The sequence below is a fragment of the Pseudomonas sp. MRSN 12121 genome (genome assembly GCF_000931465.1).
Taxonomy (GTDB): Bacteria; Pseudomonadota; Gammaproteobacteria; order Pseudomonadales; family Pseudomonadaceae; genus Aquipseudomonas.
Genome location: NZ_CP010892.1, coordinates 5,063,861 through 5,087,962, shown reverse-complemented (window position 1 = coordinate 5,087,962; position 24,102 = coordinate 5,063,861). Strand labels below are relative to the sequence as shown.

At 63.5% G+C, this 24,102-nt stretch carries 23 protein-coding genes; 3 read left to right on the top strand and 20 right to left on the bottom strand.

What is annotated here, in order from left to right; genetic code table 11:
* Positions 1-6 precede the first annotated feature (6 nt).
* The 5 genes from TO66_RS22970 to TO66_RS22950 all read right to left on the bottom strand — a co-directional run bounded on the left by TO66_RS22970 (position 7) and on the right by TO66_RS22950 (position 4,639).
* On the bottom strand, positions 7-1,011 hold the full coding sequence (locus TO66_RS22970; protein WP_044464422.1) for an ABC transporter ATP-binding protein: 1,005 nt from the start codon (positions 1,009-1,011) through the stop codon (positions 7-9).
* Entirely contained in the window at positions 1,008-1,808 is an 801-nt protein-coding gene (locus TO66_RS22965) for an ABC transporter permease (RefSeq protein WP_044464421.1), read from the bottom strand. The genes TO66_RS22970 and TO66_RS22965 overlap by 4 nt, the downstream gene beginning before the upstream one ends.
* Positions 1,795-2,640, bottom strand: a complete 846-nt coding sequence (locus tag TO66_RS22960; protein ID WP_044464420.1) for an ABC transporter permease subunit — start codon at positions 2,638-2,640, stop codon at positions 1,795-1,797. Before TO66_RS22960 ends, TO66_RS22965 begins: the two co-directional genes overlap by 14 nt.
* Positions 2,637-3,443 carry an alkaline phosphatase family protein gene (locus TO66_RS22955; RefSeq protein ID WP_044464419.1) on the bottom strand — a complete coding sequence of 269 codons (807 nt, stop codon included), beginning with the start codon at positions 3,441-3,443 and terminating at the stop codon, positions 2,637-2,639. Before TO66_RS22955 ends, TO66_RS22960 begins: the two co-directional genes overlap by 4 nt.
* A 128-nt stretch (positions 3,444-3,571) precedes the next feature.
* Positions 3,572-4,639 (bottom strand): ABC transporter substrate-binding protein, encoded by a 1,068-nt coding sequence (locus TO66_RS22950; RefSeq protein ID WP_044464418.1) that lies wholly within the window; start codon positions 4,637-4,639, stop codon positions 3,572-3,574.
* Positions 4,640-4,997: 358 nt separating this feature from the next.
* Here TO66_RS22950 and TO66_RS22945 point away from each other — a divergent pair, with 358 nt between their 5' ends.
* Positions 4,998-5,711, top strand: a complete 714-nt coding sequence (locus TO66_RS22945; protein WP_044464417.1) for a UTRA domain-containing protein — start codon at positions 4,998-5,000, stop codon at positions 5,709-5,711.
* A gap of 51 nt (positions 5,712-5,762) precedes the next feature.
* Here TO66_RS22945 and TO66_RS22940 read toward each other — a convergent pair whose 3' ends face one another.
* From TO66_RS22940 to minC, 8 genes are all read right to left on the bottom strand, one after another.
* The gene (locus TO66_RS22940) at positions 5,763-7,109 is read right to left on the bottom strand and encodes an amidohydrolase (protein ID WP_044464416.1); all 1,347 of its coding nucleotides are present in this window, start codon (positions 7,107-7,109) and stop codon (positions 5,763-5,765) included.
* A 108-nt stretch (positions 7,110-7,217) separates the two neighbouring features.
* Complete coding sequence (locus tag TO66_RS22935; protein ID WP_044464415.1) at positions 7,218-9,374, bottom strand: mechanosensitive ion channel family protein; 2,157 nt, start codon at positions 9,372-9,374, stop codon at positions 7,218-7,220.
* A gap of 79 nt (positions 9,375-9,453) precedes the next feature.
* Entirely contained in the window at positions 9,454-9,630 is a 177-nt protein-coding gene (locus TO66_RS33715) for a hypothetical protein (RefSeq protein ID WP_171820036.1), read from the bottom strand.
* Positions 9,631-9,832: 202 nt separating this feature from the next.
* Entirely contained in the window at positions 9,833-11,122 is a 1,290-nt protein-coding gene (locus TO66_RS22930; RefSeq protein ID WP_044464414.1) for a M18 family aminopeptidase, read from the bottom strand.
* Between the two features lie 174 nt (positions 11,123-11,296).
* Positions 11,297-11,932, bottom strand: a complete 636-nt coding sequence (locus TO66_RS22925; protein WP_044464413.1) for an RluA family pseudouridine synthase — start codon at positions 11,930-11,932, stop codon at positions 11,297-11,299.
* Between the two features lie 96 nt (positions 11,933-12,028).
* The gene (gene minE / locus TO66_RS22920) at positions 12,029-12,283 is read right to left on the bottom strand and encodes a cell division topological specificity factor MinE (protein WP_044464412.1); all 255 of its coding nucleotides are present in this window, start codon (positions 12,281-12,283) and stop codon (positions 12,029-12,031) included.
* Complete coding sequence (minD, locus tag TO66_RS22915; RefSeq protein WP_044464411.1) at positions 12,283-13,095, bottom strand: septum site-determining protein MinD; 813 nt, start codon at positions 13,093-13,095, stop codon at positions 12,283-12,285. The genes minE and minD overlap by 1 nt, the downstream gene beginning before the upstream one ends.
* Positions 13,096-13,272: 177 nt before the next feature.
* On the bottom strand, positions 13,273-14,010 hold the full coding sequence (minC, locus tag TO66_RS22910) for a septum site-determining protein MinC (RefSeq protein ID WP_044466138.1): 738 nt from the start codon (positions 14,008-14,010) through the stop codon (positions 13,273-13,275).
* A gap of 121 nt (positions 14,011-14,131) precedes the next feature.
* Between minC and TO66_RS22905 the strand changes: the two genes are divergently transcribed.
* Both TO66_RS22905 and TO66_RS22900 read left to right on the top strand, forming a co-directional pair.
* Positions 14,132-15,064 carry a lipid A biosynthesis lauroyl acyltransferase gene (locus tag TO66_RS22905; protein WP_044464410.1) on the top strand — a complete coding sequence of 311 codons (933 nt, stop codon included), beginning with the start codon at positions 14,132-14,134 and terminating at the stop codon, positions 15,062-15,064.
* Positions 15,065-15,115: 51 nt separating this feature from the next.
* Positions 15,116-16,285 (top strand): patatin-like phospholipase family protein, encoded by a 1,170-nt coding sequence (locus TO66_RS22900; protein ID WP_044464409.1) that lies wholly within the window; start codon positions 15,116-15,118, stop codon positions 16,283-16,285.
* Between the two features lie 90 nt (positions 16,286-16,375).
* On the opposite strand, the gene TO66_RS22895 is transcribed toward TO66_RS22900, so the two are convergent.
* From TO66_RS22895 to alc, 7 genes are all read right to left on the bottom strand, one after another.
* Positions 16,376-17,230, bottom strand: coding sequence for a pirin family protein (locus TO66_RS22895; protein ID WP_044464408.1), 855 nt, complete (start codon positions 17,228-17,230; stop codon positions 16,376-16,378).
* A gap of 142 nt (positions 17,231-17,372) precedes the next feature.
* Positions 17,373-18,158, bottom strand: a complete 786-nt coding sequence (locus tag TO66_RS22890) for an outer membrane protein OmpK (RefSeq protein ID WP_044464407.1) — start codon at positions 18,156-18,158, stop codon at positions 17,373-17,375.
* 385 nt (positions 18,159-18,543) lie between these two features.
* Positions 18,544-19,329, bottom strand: a complete 786-nt coding sequence (locus TO66_RS22885; protein WP_044464406.1) for an outer membrane protein OmpK — start codon at positions 19,327-19,329, stop codon at positions 18,544-18,546.
* A 145-nt stretch (positions 19,330-19,474) separates the two neighbouring features.
* Positions 19,475-20,830, bottom strand: coding sequence for a nucleobase:cation symporter-2 family protein (locus TO66_RS22880; RefSeq protein ID WP_044464405.1), 1,356 nt, complete (start codon positions 20,828-20,830; stop codon positions 19,475-19,477).
* Positions 20,831-21,011: 181 nt separating this feature from the next.
* Complete coding sequence (locus tag TO66_RS22875; RefSeq protein WP_044464404.1) at positions 21,012-22,334, bottom strand: urate hydroxylase PuuD; 1,323 nt, start codon at positions 22,332-22,334, stop codon at positions 21,012-21,014.
* Positions 22,335-22,385: 51 nt separating this feature from the next.
* On the bottom strand, positions 22,386-22,889 hold the full coding sequence (locus TO66_RS22870; protein WP_044464403.1) for an ureidoglycolate lyase: 504 nt from the start codon (positions 22,887-22,889) through the stop codon (positions 22,386-22,388).
* 134 nt (positions 22,890-23,023) lie between these two features.
* Entirely contained in the window at positions 23,024-24,019 is a 996-nt protein-coding gene (alc, locus tag TO66_RS22865; protein ID WP_044464402.1) for an allantoicase, read from the bottom strand.
* Positions 24,020-24,102 lie beyond the last annotated feature (83 nt).

Genomic DNA, 24,102 nt, shown 5'->3' with positions numbered 1-24,102 from the left:
AAGTCATCAGGCTACCTCACAGAGGGCCGCGGGATCGATGGAAAGTGCCAGGCGTTGGCCGTCGGCGTGCAGATCGTCCGGCGAACGGTTCAAGACGTCCACCACCAGTTCCACGCCGCGGGTCTCGACCCGGTAACGGATGACGTTGCCCAGCAGGCTGTGGCTGCGGATCTGCGCGTCGGGTTCGCCGTCCTTGCGCAGCTCGATGGCCTCGGGGCGAATCGCGATGCGCCCGCTGACCGGGCGTTGCAGCAGCCGGCTGGCGCTTTCGGCGTCCAGCAGGTTGTAGTTGCCGATGAAGCCGGCGGCGAACACATCCACCGGTGCGGTGTAGAGCGTCTCGGCGTCGCCGCTCTGGACGATCCTGCCCTGGTTCATCAGGAAGATGCGGTCGGACATCGTCAGCGCTTCTTCCTGGTCGTGGGTCACGAATATCGTGGTCAGCTCCAGCTCGCGCTGGATCTGCCGGATCTGCTCGCGCAGGTGCTTGCGGATCCGCGCGTCCAGGGCCGATAGCGGCTCGTCCAGCAGCAACAGGCGCGGCCGGGTCACCAGCGAGCGGGCCAGGGCCACGCGCTGGCACTGACCGCCGGACAGCTGATGGGGATAACGGCTGGCGAAGTCGTGCAGTTCCACCAGGCGCAGGGCTTCGAGCACGCGCTTGTGGCTTTCGTCGGCATTGACCTTCTGCATGCGCAGGCCGAACGCCACATTCTGTTCCACGGTCATGTTGGGGAACAGCGCGTAGCTCTGGAACACCATGCCGATCCCGCGTTTCTGCGGGCTCAGCGGCACGATGTCGTGGCCGTCGAGGAGGATCTGGCCGGCGTCCACCGGGGTCAGGCCGGCGATGCAGCGCAGTAGGGTGGACTTGCCGCAGCCGGACGGGCCGAGCAGGGTGACGAACTCGCCCTTGCGGATTTCGCAGTTGATGTCGCTGAACACCGGGGTGCCGGCGTATCCTGGCGAGGCGTAGCTCTTCTGCAGGTGTTGGATGCTGATGTAGCTCATGGGCTTTTGTCCTTGTTCAGGATGTTGGCGGCCCAGGTCAGGACCAGCACGAAGAAGAAGTAGGAAATCACCAGCGCGCTGGTGAAATGCCCGCTGCTGTTGCGCATGTTGTTCAGGTACACCTGCAGGGTTTCGTAGCGCGTCCCCACCAGGATATTGGCGAACACGAACTCGCCGAACAGGAACGAGAACGACAGCAGCAGGGCCACCATCAGGCCCTTGCGCAGGTTCGGCAGTACCACCAGGAACGCCGCCTGCCAGGTGCTGGCGCCCAGCAGTTGGGCGGCGTCCATCAGGTCGCGCAGGTTGATCGCCTGCAGGTTGTTGGTGATCGCCCGGTACATGAAGGGCAGGGCCACGGTGAAGTAGCAACCGACCAGGATCCATGGCGTGCCGACCATGGCGAACGGCCCCGAGCCATAGAGTTGCAACAGGCCCACCGAGGACACCACCGGCGGCACCGCGAACGGCAGCAGGATCAGGATGTTCATCAGCGCGTCGAGCCGGGGGAAATGGTAATGCACCACGAACAGCAGCGGCAGGATCAGCACCACCGACAGGATCAGCGCGCCGACGCAGACCAGCAGCGACTGGCCGAAGGCATGCAGGAAGCGCGGATCGCTCCACAGCTGCAGGTACCACTTGAAGGTGAAGCCGCTGGGCAGGATGGTCGCCGACCAGCTGCTGGCGATCGAGTAGACCAGGGTGCCGGCCAGCGGCAGCAGCAGGATGGCGAACAGCAGGTAGACCACGATCCGGTGGTAGAGGGCGGCGGAGCCGGGTTCAGCGCGAGACATGGTAGCTCCTCTTCAGCAGCAACTGATGGACGATGGTCACCAGGGTCATCAGCGCCACCAGCACCACGGCCAGGGCGCTGGCCATGTTCGGGTCCAGGGAGATATCGCCGGAAACCATGGCGGCGATACGGATCGGCAGCACGTTGAAGTTGCCGGTGGTCAGCGCGTAGACCGTGGCGTAGGCGCCCAGGGCATTGGCCAGCAGGATCACGAAGGTGCCGAGCAGCGCCGGGGTCAGCACCGGCAGGCCGATATGGCGCCAGAACTGCCAGCCGCTGGCGCCGAGCAAGGCGGCGGATTCGCGCCAGTCTTCGCGCAGGGCGTCGAAGGCCGGGTAGAGCAGCAGCACGCCCAGGGGAATCTGGAAGTAGGTGTAGAGGATGATCAGGCCGGTCTTGGAGTACAGGTTGAAGTCCTGAATGATCCCCGCCTGCTTGAGCATGATGGTGATGCTGCCGTTGAAACCCAGCAGGATGATGAACGCGAACGCCAGCGGCACGCCGGCGAAATTGCTGGTCATGTTGGCGAAGGCGTTGACGAAGTTGCGCAGCTTCGAGTCGACCCGGCGCAGCGAGTAGCTGCCGAGAATCGCGATGACGATGCCGAACAGGCTCGACCAGAAACTGATCTCCAGGCTGTACTGGATCGCCTGCAGGTAGAACTTGGAGCTGAAGATCTTGTTGAAGTTGGCCAGGCCCCAGCCGAACTCTTCCGATTGCAGGCTGTTGACCAGCACCCAGAGCAGCGGGGCGATCTGGAACACGATGAAGAACAGGGCGAAGGGCAGCAGGCAGAGGATCGCCAGCCACTTGCCGCGGGTGAGGGCATTCACTTGAGCAGCTCCCGGCACACAGGTTTGTCGTGGGGCACGCCGAGCAGCTCGCAGACAGTGCCGCACAGCTCGGTCTGTTGCGGGGTCGCCGCGAGATCCAGGCTGAAGGCATCGCCCAGGACGAACAGCGGCACTTGCCGCTCCTCGGCCAGCAGGCCGTTGTGGGAGCGGTCGTTGTTCATGCCGTGGTCGGCGGTCACCAGGACCTGGTAGCCGGCGTCCAGCCAGCCTTGCAGGCAGTCGGCGAGGAGGATGTCGGCGGTGCGGGCGCTGTTGCGGTATTGCGGGCTGTCGAGGCCGTGCTTGTGCCCGGCGTCGTCGATGTTCATCGGGTGCACCAGCAGAAAGTCCGGCGCGTGGCGCCGTCGCAGGTGTTCGGCGTCGGCGAACAGATGGGAGTCGGGGTAGTGGTCGTTCCAGTAGAAGTGCCCGTGCTGGATCGGCAGCGCCTGGTCGTCGGTGTGGCGATCCCGGGCGGGGTCGAAGGGGGAGCGGTTGTACAGCTCGCTCACCCAGTGGTAGGCCGCGGCGGCGGTGCTGCGTCCGGCGGCGCGGGCATAGTGGAAAATGCTGCGCTGGCTGGACAGGCGCGAGACATTGTTGTGCACGATGCCGCTGTCGATCGGCGGCACGCCGGTGAGGATGCATTCGTAGAGCGGTCGGGACAGGGCCGGCAGTTCACATTCCAGTTTGTACAACGCTGCGCGTCCTGCGCCGACGTAGGCTTGAAGGTGTCCCATGGCATGGCGGGCGACCTCGTGGTTGAGGCCGTCGAGCACGACAAGGATGACGGTGTGGGGCATGGGGCGAGGACTCCGCAAGACAGAAGAATCCCGTAGGAGCGGAGCTTGCCCGCGATGGCGTCGCTGCGATTTCAAGTCAGACCGCAGCGCCTGGATCGCGGGCAAGCCTCGCTCCTACGGATGCAGCATTACTGCATGTTGATGATCACTTCTTCCTGCCACTTCTGCGGCAGGGCCTTGGAGGTCTTCTCCCAGGCGTCGGCGTCCTTGATCGGCGTGACCTTCTTGTACTGCTCGTTGGGCAGCAGGTTGGCCTGGACGTCGGCCGGCAGGGTCAGGTGCTCGGCACGGATCGGCCGCGCATTGCCGCGGGCCAGGTTGATCTGCCCGGCATCGCTGAAGATGTACTCGCGGGCCAGCTTGGCCGCGTTCGGGTGCTTGGCGTATTTGTTGATGATGGTGGTGTAGCCGGAGATCACCGAGCCGTCCGACGGGATCAGCACGATGTAGTCATCCTTGTTGACCATCTTGTTGCGGTAGCTCAGGCCGTTGAAGTCCCAGACCACGCCCACTTCCACTTCGCCCTTTTCCATGGTGGCGATGGTCGGGTTGGCCAGCGACAGGCGGCCCTGCTTGGCGATCTCGGCGAACATCAGCAGCGCGGGCTGGATGTTCTTTTCATCGCCGCCCTTGGCGATGGCCGCGGCCAGCACGCCGTTGGCGGCCTGGGCGGCGGTGCTCACGTCGCCGATGGACACCTTGTACTTGCCTTTTTCCAGGTCGGCCCAGCTTTTCGGCGCCTCGGAACCGTGCAGCAGCTTCTTGTTGACGATGAAGGCGATGGTGCCGGTGTAGGCCAGCGCCCAGTTGCCGTCCTTGTCCTTGGCCCAGTCCGGGACCTGCGCCCAGGTGCTTGGCTTGTAAGGCTGGACCACGCCCTGCTTGACCGCGATCGGGCCGAATGCGGCGCCCACGTCGCCGATGTCGGCGCTGGCGTTGTCTTTCTCGGCGGCGAACTTGGCGATCTCCTGGGCCGAGCTCATGTCGGTGTCGATGTGCTTGAGGCCGTAGTTCCTGGCCAGGTCTTCCCAGGTCCCTTTCCAGTTGGCCCAGTCGTCGGGCATGCCGACGCTGTTGACGGCGCCTTCGGCTTTCGCCGCGGCCTCGAGGGTCTTCAAGTCGGTATCAGCGGCCATGGCGGCGGTGCACAGGGCGATGGTCGAGCCTAACAGTGATGCCAGGAAAAGCTGTTTCATTCCGAAGCTCCTTTGGGCGTGTTCAACGCTGCGTTCTTATCTAGCGGGGTGGGTTGGTCTAGGTCAGCAATACCTGAGCCAATTTAAGCCGGCTGGATGACACTTTGATGTCGGTCACGGTCCCGCAGGGCATTGGCGGGCGCCACAGGCGCGGCTGCGAGATAAGCGTAGACCAAGGCTAAACAGCTGATATGAAAGGGCTTGGCCGGCGATTTGCAGGTGTCTGGCACGGCCGTTCGGCGGCTTTGTCATCTGCCAGTCATATGGGTTGCCTAGGCTTTCGCTGAAAGAGCACAGGCATTTTCCTGGGGCGCATTGCCCTGAAACGGTGCTGGTCTAGTCCAGATAGGTAACGTCGATGCGTGAAGAGGCAGTCAAGGCGGTGACAGCCATTGGGCAGGTCCTGCAGGAACAGATCGATCACGGCTTGCTGGCGCCCGGCAGCAAGCTGCCGGCCGAGCGCAAGCTCAGCGAGTTGTTCGGTACCACCCGGATCACCGTGCGCGAAGCCTTGCTGCAATTGGAGGCCCAGGGGCAGATCTATCGCGAGGAGCGGCGTGGCTGGTTCGTCTCGCCGCCGCGCCTGGCCTACAACCTGATGCAGCGCAGCCATTTCCACGCCATGGTCAGCGCCCAGGGGCGGCTGCCCTCCACCGAAGTGATCAGCGCGCGGTTGCAACCGGCTTCGGCGGCGGTCTGTGCCTGGCTACAGCTGCCGGCGCTGTCCAGCGTGATCCAGATCTGTCGGGCGCGGCGTATCGACGAGCGCCTGGTGCTGTATGTCGAGCACTACCTCAACCCGCAGTATTTCCCGGGCATCCTCGATTTCGACCTCGACCAGTCGATCACCGAGCTGTATGCGCGGCACTACGATTTGCATTACGGCCGGGTGCGTTTCGAGATCGTGCCGACGTCGCTGCCGGTGGAGGCGGCGGCTGCGCTGAAGGTGTCGGCGGGCAGCCCGGGGCTGAGGATCGCCCGCGTCAACTACGACCAGCATCAGCGCCTGATCGACTGCGACCTGGAGTTCTGGCGCCATGACGCGATCCATGTCGGTGTCGATGTGGCCTGAGCCCGCGCCTCGGCGGGAGCGGGCTGGCTGGCGATAAGGCCGGGCAGGCCCTCAGGGCCGGGTTCCGGCAAACAGGTAGTCCGTGGTCAACGACGCCAGGGTGCGCACGCCCACCTGCAGCGCCGACTCGTCGACAAAGAACCCCGGGTTGTGGTTCGGCGCGGCCTTGGCCATGTCCTGGTCGCGCGGTGTTACGCCGAGAAACACGAACAGCCCCGGCGCTTCCTTGGCATAGAAGGAAAAGTCTTCCGCGCCCCCCACCAGCGGGCCCTGCACCACGTCATCCCTGGCCGCCCAGCGCAGGCTCGGCAGCATCTTCTCGGTCAGGGCCGGGTCGTTGATGGTCGGGTCGTACTTCTCGATGATGGTCACCTCGGCCTTGGCGCCGCCGCTTTCAGCGATCTTCTCCACGGTCTGGCGCACGTCGCTGTGCAGCTTCTGGCGAATGCCATAGTCGTAGGAGCGGATGGTACCGGTCATGTCCAGCGACTCGGGGATGATGTTGTAGCGGGTGCCGCCGTTGATGGTGCCGATGCTGACCACCGAGGGGAACGAGGAGATGTCGGTGCGGCGGCTGACCACGGTCTGCAGCCCGACTACGGTCTGGGCGCCGACCGTGATCGGGTCGATGCCATCCCATGGGCGGCCGGCGTGGGTCTGCTTGCCGAGAATCCTGATGCGCAGATCGTCGGAGCTGGCGAGGGTCGGGCCCGGCCGATAGGCGATGCGCCCGGCCGGAATGCCGGCCCAGACATGCAGGCCGAATACCGCATCCGGCTTCGGCGATCGCATCACGCCTTCCTGCACCATCATTCGGGCGCCCCAGGTGTTCTTGCCGTCGGGGACGAAATCGCTCGGGCCTTCCTCGGCCGGCTGGAAATAGAACACCACGGTGCCGGGCAGGCGCTCGCGCATGTCGCTGAGGATTTTTGCCGTGCTCAACAGGATGGCGGTGTGGGCGTCATGGCCGCAGGCGTGCATCACATCCACTTCCTTGTCCAGGTAGCGCCCCTTGGCCTTGGAGGCGAACGGCAGGTCGGCGACTTCCTTGACCGGAAGCGCGTCCATATCGGCGCGCAAGGCCACGGTCGGACCGGGCAGGGCGCCCTTGAGCACCGCCACCACGCCGGTACGGGCGACGCCGGTCTGCACTTCCAGGCCCAGGGCGCGTAATTGCGTGGCCACCCGTTCGGCGGTGCGGTGTTCGCTGTTACCGAGTTCCGGGTGGGCGTGGAAGTCGCGACGGGTTTCCAGGAGTGCCGGTTCCAGCGCCTTGGCCTGCTCGGCAATGTGCTGGCGGGCCTGTTCCATGGCATTGGCATCGACAGCCCCGGCGGCCTGGCTGGACAGGGCCAGGACGCCGATCAGGCAGGCCTGGGCGATAACGGATAGCTGCATAAGGGACTCTCTCCATGTTTATTGTTGTGGTGTTCAGCTGTCACAGCCTGTGACCGCCCCAGCCATGGAGAGTGCGGCCGCGCCCTTGCCGATGCGCGGCCGGGTGCCTTACTGCTCCTGCTGAGAGCCGCCGCCAGCGGTGATCACCTGCACGCTCATGCGTGGGGTGGCCAGGTCCATGCCCGCTTCGTCGAGGTGGCGCTTGAGGGACAGGTTGAAGGCCCGCGACACTTCCCATTGCTTGATCGGCGCGGTCTTGAAACGCGCGCGCAGGATGGCGTTGCCGGACTCGAAGCTCTCCACCCCCTGGAACTCCAGCGGCGACCAGATATTGCGTCGTTGCAGCGGGTCGCTGCGCATCTTCTGGCCGACGTCGCGCATCAGCTTGATGGCCTCGTCGATGTCCATGTTGTACGGGATGGCCACCCGGAAGATCGCGTAGCCGAACTCCCGCGAGTAGTTCTTGATGCTCTTGATCTCGCTGAACGGGATGGTGTGCACGATGCCGTCGATGTCGCGCAGGCGCACGGTGCGGATGGTCAGGCCTTCGACGGTGCCCAGGTGGCCGCCGACGTCCACATAGTCGTCGATGGCCAGGGAGTCCTCGATGATGATGAACAGGCCGGTGATCAGGTCGGCCACCAGTGACTGGGCACCGAAACCGATGGCCAGGCCGATCACACCGGCACCGGCCAGCAGCGGCGTGACGTTCATGCCCATGTTCGCCAGGGCGACGATCAGGCCGATGATGAAGATCGCCACGAACAGCACGTTGCGGATCAGCGGCATCATGGTTTGCGCCCGGGCGTTGGCCAGGCCCTTGCGCGAACGGGTCAGGGCGTGGTGCACCGCGGTGTCGCTGAGAATCCAGATCAGCCAGGCGAACAGCAGGGTGCCGCCGAGGCCGAACAGCTTGACGCTGATTTCATGGCCGTCGCCTTCGGTGAAGCGGATCAGCGACATGCCCCAGACCCGCAGGCCAAGCTCGATGAACACCAGCCAGACCACCAGGTGGGCGAGGGTGTAGAAGAAGCTTTTCAGGCGCTCGGAATACAACGCGTGGCGCTTGTGCCCGCGTTGCGGCTTGAGGGCGTGGCGGCGTACCAGGCCGTTGATCACCATGCACAGCACCAGCAGCACGGTGCAGATCAGCGATTGGCGCAGGGCGGTGCTGGTATCGCCGGCGGAAATGAAGGTGGCGAACAGCGAGATGCCCACCAGCACCAGCGCCGGCAGGTACCAGAAGGTGCCGATGATTTCGATGGTGTCGCTCAGGGCGCGACGGGTCAGGCGCCGGGACAGCGGCTGGTTGCGGATCAGGTGGGCGATCGGCCGCCGGAAGCGCAGGATGAATACCCCGGTGGACAAGGCCGCCATGACATTGGCGAAGGTCGCCGCGGTATGCGCCAGGTGGCTGCCCAGGCTGGCGATCAGCCGCGGGTCGCTCAAGGCCTCGCCGAACGCGGCGAAGCTGCCGATCAGCCACAGCGGGCGAAAGGCCTGGCGGCGCAGGATGTAAAGCGCGCGGTGGCGGTTGGGGCCATCCAGCACGGAAAAGGCGATCACGCAGATGGCCGAGAAACAGGTGCCGACCACCAGCGCATACGCCAGGACCATGGCCAGGTCCTTGCCCAGGGACGAGGGCAGCTTGTAGGTCATGTACACGGTCATGATCAGGGCGATCAGCCAGGGCCCCAGCTTGCGCAGGGCAAACCGCAGCAGGTCCCAGGTCTTGGGGTGCTGCGGCAGTTCCTCGGTCAGGCCGAAACGTTCGCGGACGCGGTGGCTGAGCCAGATCAGCGCGGCCGCCAGCAGGCTCCAGACCATCAGGATCAGGGCGAAGGCGAAGATGATCGGCAGCCATTCGCTGGCCGGCAGCATCAGGGCCGACAGTTCATCCTTGGCCTGGTCGAACTCGTTCGACCAGCGTTTGACCGGGCTGTCGGCGCCGGAGAATTGTTTCTCCAAAGTGGACAGGGTGCCGCCGATCAGGCCGAGTACGCCTTCCTCAGCGGGTGTCTGGGCTTTTTTCGTGGCATCGCGAAGCTTTTTCAGGTCGCTCAGCAACTGGCTGCGTTGCTGGTCGTTTTCCAGGGACTTGATCACTTCATCCAGCGACTGCCCCAGGGGTTGCTCGGCCTGTGGCTGGGCTTTGCCGGTGTTGAGCAACCCGGGCAACCCCACCGCGTGGGCCGATGACAGCGGCAACAGTGTCAGGAGACAGAAAAACAGGCAGTAGCGCAGAGCGGAAAGACGGACGAACACTGGGCGGTCAACCTCAGAGAAAGCGGATCGACCGAGTGTACGAGGCAGCTAATGCCAATGCGAGCCTGGACGGCGCATTTTATTCGGCGAGTTTGGCGAGGATCTTGTACACCACGGTGCCCAGGATCAGCAGCATGCCGGCCCACATGCTGAAGATGCCGGCATTCTTGTCGCGGAAGTTGTAGCCGATGGCCAGCAGGATCATCCCCGAGAGAATGGGAATGAGCATGGAGTGGAACGAAGACATCGAGATCATGGAGACGGCCTTGTCAGAGGGAGTACCACCAGTCTAGGTGGCTTTGGCGCAACGGGGGTTGATATGCATCAGAAATGCCCGGCAGCCCGGCTTCCCACATCCGGTAGGAGCGAAGCTTGCTCGCGATGGCCGCGCCGCGGAGGTACCGGACGACCGCGTCATCGTTCATCGCGAGCAAGCTTCGCTCCTGCAGCAGAGGGGGTCAGGGCAAGTCGCGGCTGGCGTAGAAGGCGCTCAGGACCTTCACCAGGTGTGCCAGGTCATGGCTGCCGCACAGTTCGCGGATCGAGTGCATGGCGAAGGTCGGCAGGCCGATGTCCACGGTGCGCACGCCCAGGTGGCTGGCGGTGATCGGGCCGATGGTCGAACCACAGCCCATGTCGCTGCGCACCACGAAGCTTTGCACCGGCACTTCCTCGGCCATGCACAGGTGACGGAAGAAACCGGCGGTTTCGCTGTTGGTGGCGTAGCGCTGGTTGCTGTTGACCTTGATCACCGGGCCGGCGTTGAGTTTCGGGCCGTGGTTGGCATCGTGCTTGTCGGCGTAGTTGGGGTGCACGCCGTGGGCGTTGTCGGCCGAGACCAGCAGCGATTTCTGGATGGTGCGCACGAACTCCTCGCCTTCCGGCAGCAGGCGGCGCAGGGTCTGTTCCAGCATCGGGCCGTCGGCGCCGCAGGCTGAGCAGGAGCCGACTTCCTCGTGGTCGTTGCACACCAGTACGCAGGTTTCCTCGGTGTCGGCGTTGAGCAAGGCTTGCAGGCCGGCGTAGCAGGACAGCAGGTTGTCCAGGCGTGCGCCGGCGATGAAGTCGCCATGCAGGCCGATGACCGCCGCGCTCTGGGTGTCGTAGAAGCTCAGCTCGTAGTCGAGCACCACATCGGCATTCAGGCCGTGCTCGCGGGCCAGCTGGTCGGTGAGTACCGCGCGGAAATCGACTCGCTCGTCGCCGGCGAATTGCGCGAGGATCGGCGGCAGTTCGGTCTGGGCGTTGATCGCCCAACCCTGGTTGGCTTCGCGATTGAGGTGGATGGCCAGGTTGGGGATGATCGCGATGGGTGCCTTGAAGTCGATCAGCTGGCTCTCGACCTTGCCGTCGCGGCGGAAGGTGACGCGGCCGGCCAGCGACAGGTCGCGGTCGAACCAGGGGGCCAGCAACGCCCCGCCATAGACTTCCACGCCCAGCTGCCAGAAGCCCTGGCGTTGCAGCTCCGGCTGCGGCTTGACCCGCAGGCACGGGCTGTCGGTGTGCGCGCCGACCATGCGGATGCCGCCTTGCAGGGGCGACTGCCGGCCCAGCTTGAAGGCGACGATGGAGGAGTCGTTACGGGTGACGTAATAACGGCCGTTGGCTTCGGTGGTCCACGGCTCGCGTTCGTCGAGACGCTGGTAGCCCGCCGCCTCCAGGCGTTGAACGAGGCTGGCGGTTGCATGGAAAGGGGTAGGGGAGGCCTTGAGGAAGTCGATCAGGCCCTGGTTCAACTCTTCGCGCATAAGTAACTCCAGACAGCAGTGGCGCGAGTTTACCGTATTGACCAGGGTTTGGCGTCGCGCCGCATGCGCGACTTTGGTGGCAGCGGCGCCTCTTGCAGGTTGCGCTGCAATGCGCTGGCGGTTCTGCGTCGCGAGCGCCTGCGGCAGGTTGGGCCAGTGCCTCGGCCCGGGTCTTCAGAACGGTGCCGGGCACTCGAAACGCAGGCGCTCGCCACTCTGCGGATGAGTGAAGCCGAGCATGCTGGCGTGCAGGCACAGGCGCGGCCAGGCGGCGAGGGCCTGCGGGTGGGCGTACAGCCCGTCGCCCAGCAATGGATGACCGATGGACAACATGTGTACGCGCAACTGGTGCGAGCGCCCGGTGATCGGGGTCAGCTCGACCCGGCACCAGTCGCCGCAGCGTTCCAGCACTCGCCAGAAGGTCAGCGCGTGCTTGCCGAATTCGTGATCCACCACATGCCGCGGTTTGGTCGGCGGGTCGTAGCGCAGGGGCAGGTCGATGCTGCCGCTGTCCAGTTCCGGCTGGCCCCAGCACAACGCGGTGTAGGCCTTTTCGGTCTCGCGGTCGTGAAATTGCCGGGACAGTTCGCGGTGGGTGTCGGGGTCGCGGGCCAGCAGGATGATGCCGGAGGTTTCCCAGTCCAGGCGATGCACGATCCGCGCTTCGGGGTAGCCGTTTTCCTGCAGGCGGGTGATCAGGCAATCCTTGTTGTCATCGGCCCGGCCAGGCACGGAAAGCAGCAGGGTGGGTTTGTCCACCACCAGAATGGCGGCGTCCTGATGAATGATGCGGATATTCGACAGCGGCATTAAAACAGCCTCGTAACAAACGCCAACGGCGGCTCGATCGCCCCGGCTTCCGAAGAAAACCGAGGGATCGAGCCGCCGTGGCTCCAGCCGGATCGATCAGCGATCGGGCAGGGTGATATTGAGTTCCAGGATCGAGCAGCTGCCCTGGTTTTCCAGAGCCACATGCACATCATCGGACCCGATATTGACGTACTTGCGGATTACTTCCACCAGTTCCTTCTGCAAGGCAGGCAAGTAATCGGGGGTAGTGCGTTGGCCGCGTTCATGCGCCACGATGATCTGTAGACGCTCTTTCGCTACCGAGGCGGTACTTTGCTTTTTGTTGGCACGAAAGAAGTCAAAAAGGTTCATTACCTACCTCCAAACAGACGCTCGAAGAATCCCTTCTTCTCGACATTCAGGAACCGGTGTTCTTTTTCCTTGCCCAGCAGGCGATCGACGGTATCGCTGTAGGCTTGGCCGGCATCGCTCTGGTCGTCGAGGATGACGGGTACACCCTGGTTGGAGGCCTTGAGCACTGCCTGGGATTCCGGGATGACGCCCAGCAGTCGAACGGCGAGGATTTCCTTCACGTCTTCGACGCCAAGCATTTCGCCCTTCTCGACACGCTCCGGGTGGTAGCGGGTGATCAGCAGGTGTTCCTGGATCGGGTCTTCGCCTTTTTCCGCGCGGCGCGACTTGCTGGCCAGCAGGCCCAGCATGCGGTCGGAGTCGCGGACCGAGGACACTTCGGGGTTGGTCACGACAATCGCTTCGTCGGCGAAGTACATGGCCAGGTGGGCACCTTTCTCGATGCCGGCCGGGGAGTCGCAGACCACGAAGTCGAAGGTCTCCTTGAGCTCCATCAGCACTTTTTCCACGCCTTCCTGGGTCAGCGCGTCTTTGTCGCGGGTCTGACTGGCAGCCAGCACGTAGAGGTTTTCCAGGCGCTTGTCCTTGATCAGGGCTTGCTGCAGGTTGGCTTCGCCGTTGACCACATTGACGAAGTCATACACCACGCGGCGCTCGCACCCCATGATCAGGTCGAGGTTACGCAGGCCGACGTCGAAGTCGACGATGACTGTTTTGTGGCCGCGCAGAGCGAGACCGGTACCGATAGCGGCGCTGGTGGTGGTCTTACCCACACCACCCTTGCCGGATGTAACCACGAGAATCTTGGCCAAGGTGTTTCACCCCTAAGGAAAAAGGACTGTTGAGCCCCTGAAAAACATCTCTTGAAAACTACTGCAGTCGGACAGCCTTGGCTGGAGACCGGCCAGCATTGCTGTTGACCTGCTCCTACTTCGTTTGAGCCGTTTTCGCCAGGTTTTAGAGATGCTTGGAAAATGCGGCAGTATCCGTTAAAGACGTGTGATGTTCAACACGTCACCCGACAGGCTGACCTGGACTCCGGCACCCCACAAGGGATCGCGCCGCAGGTCCTCGGAAACCTTGTACTGGCCGGCGATGGACAGCAGTTCCGCGCTCAGTTGCTGGCAGAAAATCCGCGCCTTGGTATCGCCCTTGACCCCGGCCAGTGCCCGGCCGCGCATCGGGCCGTATACATGGATGTTGCCATCGGCGAGAAGTTCCGCACCCGGGCTGACCGAGGAGGTCACGACCAGATCGCCACCCTGGGCATAGATCTGCTGTCCGCCGCGTACTGGCGAGGTGATGATGCGGGTGGGTTTGATCGTGGGTTCAGGCGGCTTTTCGGGCTTTTTCCGGGCTTCGGCTTCTGGTGTCTCGAGCGGTCGTTCCCGGGCGCCGGAAGGTGGCAGGACCGGCAGGTCGACGGCGATGGCGGCAGCGATGTCTTCGATGCGGCTGGCGCGGATCGCCAGGGTGCGCAGGCCGTGCTGGCGGCAGACGCGCATCAGGCCGGGCAGGTCGACGGCGCCTTCGCTGGCCGGCAACTTGTCCAGGGCCAGAACCAGTGGCGCGTTGCTGAAGAAGTTCGGTGCTTGCGCGACCTTTACCGCCAGTTGGCGATCGAGACCCTCGAGGTCGTTTCGGGCCAGTTCCAGCACGGTGATGGCCAGCATGCTGCCCTTCAACTGGAACACGGGATCCAGGTTTTGCGATTCGGTTTGGCTCATGGTCGGCATAAAGCGGCTTGTCACTAAAAGTGCCGAGACTTATAGCGAGAACGCCCGCAGGCCGCAAGCCGGGTCGAACCGATGTAGAATGCGCGACCTTGTTGTCTGTCCGGAATCTGTAATGGATCGCCCGCGTTTTCGAGCTGCATTTCTTTATCCCCGTTTTTGGCCGTTGTGGCTGGGCCTGGGCCTGTTATGGCTGGTGGTCCAGTTGCCTTATCCGCTGTTGCTGTGGATCGGTCGTGCCCTGGGCGCCCTGATGTACCGCGTGGCCGGTGAACGCCGGCGGATTGCCAAGCGCAACCTGGAACTGTGTTTCCCCGAGAAGTCCCCGGCCGAGCGCAAGCGCCTGCTCAAGGAAAACTTCGCCTCCACCGGCATCGCCTTCTTCGAAATGGCCATGAGCTGGTGGTGGTCCAGGCGGCGCCTGGCGCGCCTGGCCCATGTCGAGGGCCTGGAGCATCTGAAAAAGGCGCAACTGGAAGGCAAGGGCGTGATCCTCATGGCCCTGCACTTCACCACCCTGGAAATCGGCGCGGCCCTGCTGGGCCAGCAGCACACCATCGATGGCATGTACCGCGAGCACAAGAACCCGCTGTTCGATTTCATCCAGCGCCGCGGTCGCGAGCGGCACAACCTGGACTCTCTGGCGGTGGAGCGTGAAGACGTGCGCGGCATGCTCAAGTTGCTGCGTTCCGGGCGCGCCATCTGGTATGCACCGGACCAGGATTACGGCGCCAAGCAGAGTGTGTTCGTACCACTGTTCGGCATCCAGGCGGCGACGGTCACGGCCACCAGCAAATTCGCCCGCCTGGGCAAGGCCCTGGTGGTGCCTTTCACCCAGCAACGGCTGGCCGACGGCAGTGGTTATCGCCTGGTGATCCACCCGCCGCTGGAGGATTTCCCGGGGGAGACCGACGAGGCCGATTGCCTGCGGATCAACCAGTGGATCGAAGGCGTGTTGCGCGAGTGGCCGGAGCAGTACCTGTGGGCGCACCGGCGCTTCAAGAGCCGTCCGCCAGGCGAGCCGAAGCTATATAAGAAGCGCGGTTGAAATTATCGCGTTAGATTTGAGAGCCCTTTAGCAGCGCCATGGAGTGTAGCGATGAGCCCAGCGGAACCGGTCACAGGATTGATTCTTTCCGGCGGCGGGGCGCGTGCGGCATATCAGGTGGGGGTGCTGGCGGCGATCGCCGAGCTGCTGCCGGCGGGGGCATGCAACCCGTTTCCGGTGATAGTCGGGACTTCGGCGGGAGCGATCAACGCGGTCAGCCTGGCCAGCGGTGCACTGGATTTTCCCGCGGCCATCGAGCGACTCACGGCGTTCTGGCAGGGCTTTCGCAGCCACCAGGTGATTCGCAGCGACTGGCCCGGGGTGATCCGCCAGGCCAGCCGGTTCGTCGGCCACAGCCTGCTCGGCCTGGGCGCGCAGGTGCCGGTGGCGCTGCTCAACAGTTCACCGTTGCGGCGGCTGTTGCACGATAAGCTGCAGCTGTCTGGCATCCGCCAGGCGATTGCGCAAAAGCATCTGAAGGCGGTGGCCGTCACGGCCTTCGGTTACGAGTCGGGCCAGGCGGTGACCTTCTACCAGGGCGGCGGCACCATCGATGCCTGGCTGCGTCATCGGCGCATCGGCCTGCCCACCGAACTCACGGTCGAACACTTGCTGGCCAGCTCGGCGATCCCCTTGTTGTTCGCTCCGGTGAAAATCGGCCAGGAATTCTTCGGCGACGGTGCCGTGCGGCAATCGGCCCCCATCAGCCCGGCCCTGCACCTGGGGGCCAGTCGGGTGCTGGTGGTCGGGGTCAGCGGCAACCCCCGCGGCGTCGATCCCCAGGCGCCTTTGCAACGTGCCTACACCGGGCAGCAGCCGACGCTGGCGCAGATCGGCGGGCACATGCTCAACAGCACCTTCATCGACAGCCTGGAAAGCGATATCGAACTGTTGCAGCGGCTGAACCAGTTCAGTCACCTGTTGCCGGCGGGCACGCCGGTCCGCGCCCTGGGTGTGGCCCCGGTGGAGGTGCTGGTGATCGCGCCCAGCCAGCCGATCGACGAAATCGCCGCGCGTCACCGGCAGGAACTGCCAGCGGCATTGCGCCTGTTTCTGCGCGGACCGGGCGCGACACGGACCAGCGGCGCCGGGGTATTGAGTTATCTGTTGTTCGAGGCGAAATACTGCAGCGAGCTGATCGAGCTGGGGCGTAGCGATGCGCTGGCCAAGCGCGACGAGTTGCGCCAGTTCCTGGGGCTGACGGCGACAGCGACTGCCTGAAAAAGCATCGCGAGCAAGCTCGCTCCTACAGGGAGTTCATCGTCTCTGCAGGAGCGAGCTTGCTCGCGATAGCGCTTTTTAGAACCCTGCTCAGGCCGTCAGCTTGTCATCGCGAAAGTCCCGCAAGGCCTGCTCGATCTCTTCCCGGGTGTTCATTACGAACGGTCCGTATTGCACGATCGGCTCGCCCAGCGGCTTGCCGGCGATCAGCAGTACGCGGGCTTCCGCCGTACTGCTCAGCTGGATCTCGCCCTGGTCGGACAGGCGTACCAGCTTGCTGCTGGCCACCGGCTGCGGCTGCCCCGGCAGTTCGATCTGGCCTTCGTAGACATACAGCAACGCCCGATGCCCCTCGGGCAGGCGCGGGCTGATGCTGGCGCCCGCGGGCAGGCGCAGGTCGAAGTAGTGGGGCTCGGTGTCCGGCCGTTCGACGGCGCCGACCTGCTGCACCTGGCCATCGTCGAAGCGGCCGGCGATCACCACCACCTCCACGCCATGGGCGGTGGTCAGGCGCGGAATGTCCTGCGGCTGGATGTCCCGGTAGCCGGCCTTGTCGAGCTTGTGCTTGCCCGGCAGGTTCAGCCAGAGCTGGAAGCCGCGCATCACGCCTTCTTCCTGTTCCGGCATCTCGCTGTGGATGATGCCCTTGGCGGCGGTCATCCATTGCACGCCGCCCCCTTCCAGCAGGCCGACATTGCCCAGGTGATCCTCGTGGCGCATGCGGCCTTCGAGCATGTAGGTGACGGTTTCGAAACCGCGGTGAGGGTGCGGCGGGAAACCGGCGATGTAGTCGTCGGGGTTCTCCGAGCCGAATTCGTCGAGCATCAGGAACGGGTCGAAGCGCTCGACACCCTGGCCACCGAAGACCCGGGTCAGTCTGACGCCGGCGCCATCGGAGGCGGGCTGGCCGGTATGGACGCTGAGTACTTTGCGAAACTGAGTCATCGATGCAACTCCTGATCAGGTGGGAATGAGCGACATGCTATGCCGGATCAACTGATCGATGGTTGCGAATATCGGCGGGTTGTTATCGGAATTTTCGATGCGATCCGCTCCCGCAGTCAGCGCGGGAGCAGACCTTGCCGCATCAGAAGTGGTACTTGAGCAGCAGGCTGGCGGTGTTCTGGTCGGTGTCGAAATAGGGGGTGTCCTTGACCCCGTACTTGTTCTTCCAGTAGTCGTACTCGATACCGACATACAACTGCTTGTCGCCGAGCTTCAGCGCCTTGCCCAGGTCGTACTTGATCTGCGGGTTGATGTGCAGGTTGGCGTGGTACTCGCCGCGGGCGTTCTTGTCGTTGTCTACCACCCAGTCGATGAAACCGTCGATCAGGATGTCCGAGCGGCCCACGGGAATGGTGTAGGACCAGACCGGGGTGATCTGCCAGACATTGTCGCCAGCGCGGCTGCCTTCGGTCTGGCGGTTGTAGAAGTTCAGCTGGAAGTAATCGAAACCGGGGATGGCCAGGTCGAAGCCCGGGCCGATCAGGTAGGACTCGTTATCGCCTTCGCCGAACTCGTAAGTCATGGCCAGCAAGACGTCCTTGATCGGGCCGAACTCCAACTTCCGATCGAAGATCTTGCCGAAAGAAAGACGCGGGCTGAACTCGCCGTAATAGGTGTTCGGGCCGACGTTGCCGTCTTTTTTGCCGTTGTAGAAGATCTTGTCGATAAACAGGAAGTTGTCACCGTACTTCCAGGCATCGGCATGTTCGAAAGTGACGGTCTGTTGAATTTCCGGGTTGATCGCGAAGTCTTTGCCGTAGAGGTAAGTCAGGCTGTTGTTCTGCCATTGCAGCAAGTCGCCGGCGGTGGCCTGGGCCCCGGCCAGCAAGGACCCGGCCAGCATCAGGCCTTTACAGGTGCGGTTCATTCGGTTGCTCCCAAAAAGTAAGTGGTTCCACGTTTTTTCTTTTAAAAGCCGGTGCTCTGGTGTGGCACCTTTCAATGGCTGAAAAATCATCCGTTCGGTCAGCTTTGTTGCTTTTAGCAAGAGCTGAGCCAAGGCGAAAAAAAAGCGCAAAAACTCCCGCGCGGCTGTACGAATACAGTCGCCCGAGAGTTGATTCGGTTTAAATCGGTACGCCTTGGGACTTTCCGGAGGCCGGGATAAGTTGGCTCTCTGGTCAGGTTTTAAATCCGGGCTTTTTTTTTCACCGGATTCGGGCGGCCGCGGAGAATACTGGCTCCCACGGCCTTGCTCAAGTGCCCTGCAACAGTGCACTTGCAACAATTTAGGGAGGGGCTGGCGAGCCATCCTAGAAATGCACCTTCACCAGCAGGCTGGCGGTGTTCTGGTTGGTGTCCAGGTTGGCGCTGTGCGGGATGCCGTACTTGTCTTTCCAGTAGCTGTATTCAAGGCCGACGTACAGCTGCTTGTCGCCCAGGCTCAGTGCCTTGCCCAGGTCATATTTGATCTGCGGGTTGATATGCAGGTTGGCGTGATAGGTGCCGCGTTCGTTGCGGTCGTTGTCCACTACCCAGTCCAGGTAGCCGTCGATCAACAGGTTGGAGCGCCCCAGCGGGATGCTGTAGGACCAGGAAGGCGTGATCTGCCAGACCCCGTCGCCGGGACGCGGCCCCTCGGTCTGCCGACGATAGAAATTCAGGGTGAAATAGTTGAAGCCCAGGACCGCGAGGTCGAAGCCGGGGCCGATCAGGTAGGCTTCGCTGTCGCCCTCGCCATATTCGTAGGTCATGGCCAGCAAGACGTCCTTGACCGGCCCGAGGGTCAGCGGGCGGTCGAGGATCTTGCCGAACGACAGCCGCGGGCTGAATTCGCCGTAGAAGGCGTGGGGGCCTTTGTTACGGTCTTCCTTGCCGTTGTAGAAGATCTTGTCGACGAACAGGAAGGTGTCGCCGTATTTCCATTTGTTGGCGTGCTCGAACGTCACCGTCTGCTGGATCGACGGGTTGATCGCGAAATTCTTGCCGTACAGGTACGTCAGGCTGTTGGTCTGCCACAGCAGCAGATCGCCAGCCATGGCCTGGGTCGTCGCCAGCAGGCCGCCACTGAGCAGCAGGCGCATGTGGGCATGTCTCATCGTGTTGCTCCCTGTTTGTTTTTATTGTCAAGGCGCAGGCAGCCGCCGACTGCGCCCGGGCGTGTTGCCGGGTCTGCCTGTCGTGCGTGTACTTCGGGTATCGACGGTCAAGCGGAGGCGAGCGTGTGGCTGCCCCGTGCAGGTTTCAGTGGGGATGGGCGTGCGCGGTATGCGCGGCCCGTTCGGTGCCACCAAGGATGTTGAACAACAGATTCAGGGCCAGGGCGCTGAGCGTCGCCATGGCAATGCCGCTGTGGGTGATCGGGCTCATCCACAAGGGCAGATGGGCGAAGAACTCCGGCCGGACCACCGGGATCAGGCCCATGCCGATGCTCACCGCCACCAGCAGTTGATTGCGGCGGTCGGCGATGTCGGTTTCCTGGAGGATCTTGATCCCGGTCGCCGCCACCATGCCGAACATCGCAATGGCGGCGCCGCCCAGCACCGCCGGCGGGATCGAGGCCACCAGGTAGGCGGCCTTGGGCAGCAGGCTGAGGACGATCAGCAGGCCGCCGGCGACCATGGTCACCGAGCGGCAACGCACGCCGGTCATCTGCACCAGGCCGATGTTCTGAGCGAACGAGGAGTGGGTGAAGGTATTGAGGAAGCCGGCGAAGAACGAGGCGCCGGCGTCACACAGCAGGCCGCGCCGGAGCATGCGCGGGGTGACTTCCTGGCCGGTGATTTTCCCCAGGGCAAGGAACATCCCGGTGGACTCGACGAAGATGATCACCACCACCAGGCACATCGAAAGGATCGGCGCCAGGTGGAACTGCGGCATGCCGAAGTGCAGCGGCGTGACCACTTGCAGCCAGGGGGCCTGGGCCAGGCCGCTGAGGTCGACCATGCCGATCAGGCCACACAGGGCGTAGCCCAGGCCCATGCCGATCAGCACTGAAATGTTGACCCAGAAGCCGCGCATGAACCGGTGCACCAGCAAGATGGTGCCCAGCACCAGCGCGGCGATGCCGAGGTAGATAGGGGAGCCGAATTCGGCGTTGTGGCTGCCGCCGCCCGCCCAGTTCACCGCGACCGGGAACAGCGACAGGCCGATGGAGGTAATCACGGTGCCCGTGACCAGTGGCGGGAAGAAGCGCACCACCCGCGACATGAACGGCGCGATGAGCATGCCGAAGAAGCCGGCGGCGATGGTCGCGCCGAAGATCCCCTGCAGGCCGATGCCGGGCATGCCGGCCATGGCCACCATGCTGCCCACGGCGGCAAAGCTGGCACCCATCATCACCGGCATGCGAATACCCATGGGGCCGATGCCGAAGGACTGCACGATAGTGGCGATCCCCGCGACCAGCAGGTCGGCATTGATCAGAAAGGCGATTTCTTCACGATTCAGACCCGCGGCCTGTCCAATGATCAGCGGCACCGCGATGGCACCTCCATACATCAGCAGGACATGCTGCAAACCGACCAGGATCAGTTGCAAAAGGGGCAGTCGTGCAATGGCGGGTGCGTCGGGGATGCGCGGTTCGTTTAACGCGGACATGCAACACCTCGGGTCTTTTTTATTCTTGTGATTAGAAAGCTGTGTGGTTGCGAACAGCTTTTGCAGCAGGCCAACCGCGTTGCGGTTGCTCGCCAGCAAACCCGCGCCTACAGGTATTGCATGATCTGTAGGCGCGAGCGGGCGGCGCTCCGACTTGCCCGCGATGCTTTTCAGCGATAACTCAGTTGGTACGCGCCCCCTGGCTGATCCAGGCACCGATCAGGTCACGTTCCTGCTGGGTCATCTGGGTGATGTTGCCCAGCGGCATGATCTGGCTGGCGACGGCCTGGGCCTGGATCCGTGGCGCCTGGAGCTTGATCTGCTCCGGGGTATCGAACATCACGCCGGCCGGCGCGGCGCTGAACAGCGGGCTGGTGGGCTTGGCCGAATGACAGACGGCGCAACGTTCCTGAATCACGTTATGCACCTTGTCGAAGGCCGGGCCCTGGGCAGCGGCCTGCGCTGGAGCGGCCGCGGGTGCGGCGGGTTCCGACGGGGCTGCCGACGCGGCTGCGGTCTCAGGCTTGGCACCGCCACCCAGCGCGGTTTCCGGCAGGGGCTGGTACTCGATCTTCGCCGGGGCCTTGGCCACGTCCGGTGCGCTGGACATCTGCGCCGGGCCGGTGACATAGGCCAGGCAGATCATGCCCAGCGCGGCGACCGGCAGGGTCCAGGCGAACCGGTGGCTGTCGTGGCGGGTGTTGAAGTAGTGACGCACCAGCACCGCCAGTACCGCGATCCCGGCCAGGATCAGCCAGTTGTACTGGCTGCCGTAGGTGCTCGGGAAGTGGTTGCTGATCATGATGAACAGCACGGGCAGGGTGAAGTAGTTGTTGTGCCGCGAACGCAACAGGCCCTTGGCCGGCAGGGCCGGGTCCGGCGTGCGGTTTTCCGCGATGGCGGCCACCAGTGCGCGCTGGGCCGGCATGATGATGCGGAACACGTTGCCGACCATGATGGTGCCGATGATGGCGCCAACGTGCAAGTAGGCCCCGCGACCGCTGAACACCTTGCTGAAGCCATAGGCCGCGGCGATCAGCAGCACGAACAGGATGAAGCCGAGCAGGGCGGGTTTCTTGCCCAGGGGCGAGTCGCAGAGGAAGTCGTAGACGAACCAGCCGGCGATCAGCGCGCCGACGCCGATGGCCACGCCTTCAGGGCCGGTCAGGCCACTGCCGGGAGCGACCAGGTAGAGCATCGGGTTGTAGTAGAACACCAGGCACAGCAGGGCGATGCCCGACATCCAGGTGAAGTAGGCTTCCCACTTGAACCAGTGCAGGTTCTCCGGCATCGACGGCGGGGCCAGCTTGTATTTCTCCAGGTGATAGATACCGCCACCGTGGATCGCCCAGAGATCGCCGGACAGGCCGTCCCGGGGGTTGACGCGATTGAGGTTGTTTTCCAGCCAGACGAAGTAGAACGACGCGCCGATCCAGGCCACGCCAGTGATCATGTGAACCCAACGCACGCTCAGGTTGAGCCATTCCAACAGATGTGCTTCCACAGTCTTTACCTCTCGCCTGTCACCCTTGTCGTCGAGTGATCAGACCTTCTCTTATTGGTGGGGGGCGAGGATCAAACATTCATCCTCTTCAAAGAAATGCTCATCGCAGTTATTGCCTGTGCCACTGCGATCAACCACCAGGAAGTCATCCCGCTTTTCGATCGTCAGCACCGGGTGGTGCCAGACGCCGCGATGGTAATTGATGCCCTGCCTGCCATTACTGACAAAGGCGCGGACCAAGCCTGATACAGGTGCATCGCCAAGTGGCGCGACCACGATCAGAAAGGGGTTGCCGAGCAGCGGAATGAAAGCCTGGCTGCCCAGCGGATGGCGTTCCAGCATGCGGACGGTCAAGGGCATGTCCAGCGCGTCGGCGCGGAAGATGCTGATGATCGCCTTGTCGTCCGGCGTGGCGGTTTCCACGGTAGCCAGACGATGGAAGCGCATGGTCGAACCGTTGTTGATCATGAAGTGATCGCTGCCGTCGGTTTCGATCACGTCACCGAAGGGGGCGAAGGCTTCTTTGGTCAGCGGTTCAATCGTCAATGTGCGCATGCTGTTCTTCTTGATCTGTGAATTCGAATGTTCTTTGTAGGAGCGAAGCTTGCTCGCGATGGCGTCAGCCCGGACAGCAGATGTCGATTGGACAACCGCCATCGCGCGCAAGCTGCGCTCCTACAGGCTCGGCATTAGCGAGCGACCTTGCCCAGGATCCGCAGGCGGCTGACGCCACCGTCCGGGAACACGTTCAGGCGGATATGGGTGATCGGGCCCAGGGCCTTGATCTGCTCGGCGAAGGTGTGTTCGGCGTGCATTTCCAGCTTCTGGCTCGGCAGCAGCTCGCGCCAGAACAGCGACTGGGTTTCGATCTGGCTGTCGGTGCCGCCCTTGACGAAGGCGCCCTGGATCGAGCAGCTGTCCGGGTAGTTGCCCTTGAAGTGCAGGGTGTCGACGATGATTTTCTCGATTTCGCCCGGGTGGCCCAGGGCGACGATCACCCAGTCGTTGCCCGGTGTGCGGCGGCGTGCGGTTTCCCAGCCGTCGCCCATGTTGATGCCGCGACCCGGGTTGAGGATGTTGCTCATGCGGCCGAAGTGTTCGTCGGAGCAGGCGAGGGCACGGCCACCGTTGAGCGCGGCGGCCAGGTCGATCTGTTCGTTGTCGCCGACCGCCGACCAGTCGCGGTAGGGAATGCCGTACACGCGCAGGCGGGCCACGCCGCCATCCGGGTAGATGTTGAAGCGCAGGTGGCTGAATGCCTGGTCGTTGCCGATCTCGTGGTAGTGGTGGCTGTTGCCTTGCAGCTCGACGGCCGACAGCACTTCCACCCACTGGGTATTTTCGTTCGGCTCGCCCTCGGCCAGGAAGCAGGCTTCCAGGGACGCCGACGGCGGGAAGTTGCCGGTGAAGAACGAGGTGTCGATGTCCACACCCTTGATCTGGCCGGGCACGCCCAGGCGGATCACCGCGCTGTCGTAGCCTTCGAAGCGCTTGCGGCGCGATTCCCAGCCGTCCATCCACTTGCCGTTGTCATCGAATACGCCCTCCTTCCATACGGCCGGGGTCGGCTGGAACAGTCGGTTGGCGTCAGCGAACCAGTCATCGGTCACCGAGATGATCTTGGTGCCCAGGCGGGCGTCGGCCAGGTTGACGAACTTCTCGAAAGGTACGGCGTAAGCTTTCATTCTTCTTGTCTGCCTTTAATAAAGTGGCTTGGGATGCTTGCAGGGCCCCGGGTACGTTGCATTCGTTGGTACGTGGGCCCAGT

Coding starts and splice junctions, on each gene's coding strand:
- TO66_RS22970 (WP_044464422.1), bottom strand. CDS start 1,011: ATGAGCTACATCAGCATCCAACACCTGCAGAAGAGCTACGCCTCGCCA.
- TO66_RS22965 (WP_044464421.1), bottom strand. CDS start 1,808: ATGTCTCGCGCTGAACCCGGCTCCGCCGCCCTCTACCACCGGATCGTG.
- TO66_RS22955 (WP_044464419.1), bottom strand. CDS start 3,443: ATGCCCCACACCGTCATCCTTGTCGTGCTCGACGGCCTCAACCACGAG.
- TO66_RS22950 (WP_044464418.1), bottom strand. CDS start 4,639: ATGAAACAGCTTTTCCTGGCATCACTGTTAGGCTCGACCATCGCCCTG.
- TO66_RS22945 (WP_044464417.1), top strand. CDS start 4,998: ATGCGTGAAGAGGCAGTCAAGGCGGTGACAGCCATTGGGCAGGTCCTG.
- TO66_RS22940 (WP_044464416.1), bottom strand. CDS start 7,109: ATGCAGCTATCCGTTATCGCCCAGGCCTGCCTGATCGGCGTCCTGGCC.
- TO66_RS33715 (WP_171820036.1), bottom strand. CDS start 9,630: ATGATCTCGATGTCTTCGTTCCACTCCATGCTCATTCCCATTCTCTCG.
- TO66_RS22930 (WP_044464414.1), bottom strand. CDS start 11,122: ATGCGCGAAGAGTTGAACCAGGGCCTGATCGACTTCCTCAAGGCCTCC.
- TO66_RS22925 (WP_044464413.1), bottom strand. CDS start 11,932: ATGCCGCTGTCGAATATCCGCATCATTCATCAGGACGCCGCCATTCTG.
- minE (WP_044464412.1), bottom strand. CDS start 12,283: ATGAACCTTTTTGACTTCTTTCGTGCCAACAAAAAGCAAAGTACCGCC.
- minC (WP_044466138.1), bottom strand. CDS start 14,010: ATGAGCCAAACCGAATCGCAAAACCTGGATCCCGTGTTCCAGTTGAAG.
- TO66_RS22905 (WP_044464410.1), top strand. CDS start 14,132: ATGGATCGCCCGCGTTTTCGAGCTGCATTTCTTTATCCCCGTTTTTGG.
- TO66_RS22900 (WP_044464409.1), top strand. CDS start 15,116: ATGAGCCCAGCGGAACCGGTCACAGGATTGATTCTTTCCGGCGGCGGG.
- TO66_RS22895 (WP_044464408.1), bottom strand. CDS start 17,230: ATGACTCAGTTTCGCAAAGTACTCAGCGTCCATACCGGCCAGCCCGCC.
- TO66_RS22890 (WP_044464407.1), bottom strand. CDS start 18,158: ATGAACCGCACCTGTAAAGGCCTGATGCTGGCCGGGTCCTTGCTGGCC.
- TO66_RS22885 (WP_044464406.1), bottom strand. CDS start 19,329: ATGAGACATGCCCACATGCGCCTGCTGCTCAGTGGCGGCCTGCTGGCG.
- TO66_RS22880 (WP_044464405.1), bottom strand. CDS start 20,830: ATGTCCGCGTTAAACGAACCGCGCATCCCCGACGCACCCGCCATTGCA.
- TO66_RS22870 (WP_044464403.1), bottom strand. CDS start 22,889: ATGCGCACATTGACGATTGAACCGCTGACCAAAGAAGCCTTCGCCCCC.
- alc (WP_044464402.1), bottom strand. CDS start 24,019: ATGAAAGCTTACGCCGTACCTTTCGAGAAGTTCGTCAACCTGGCCGAC.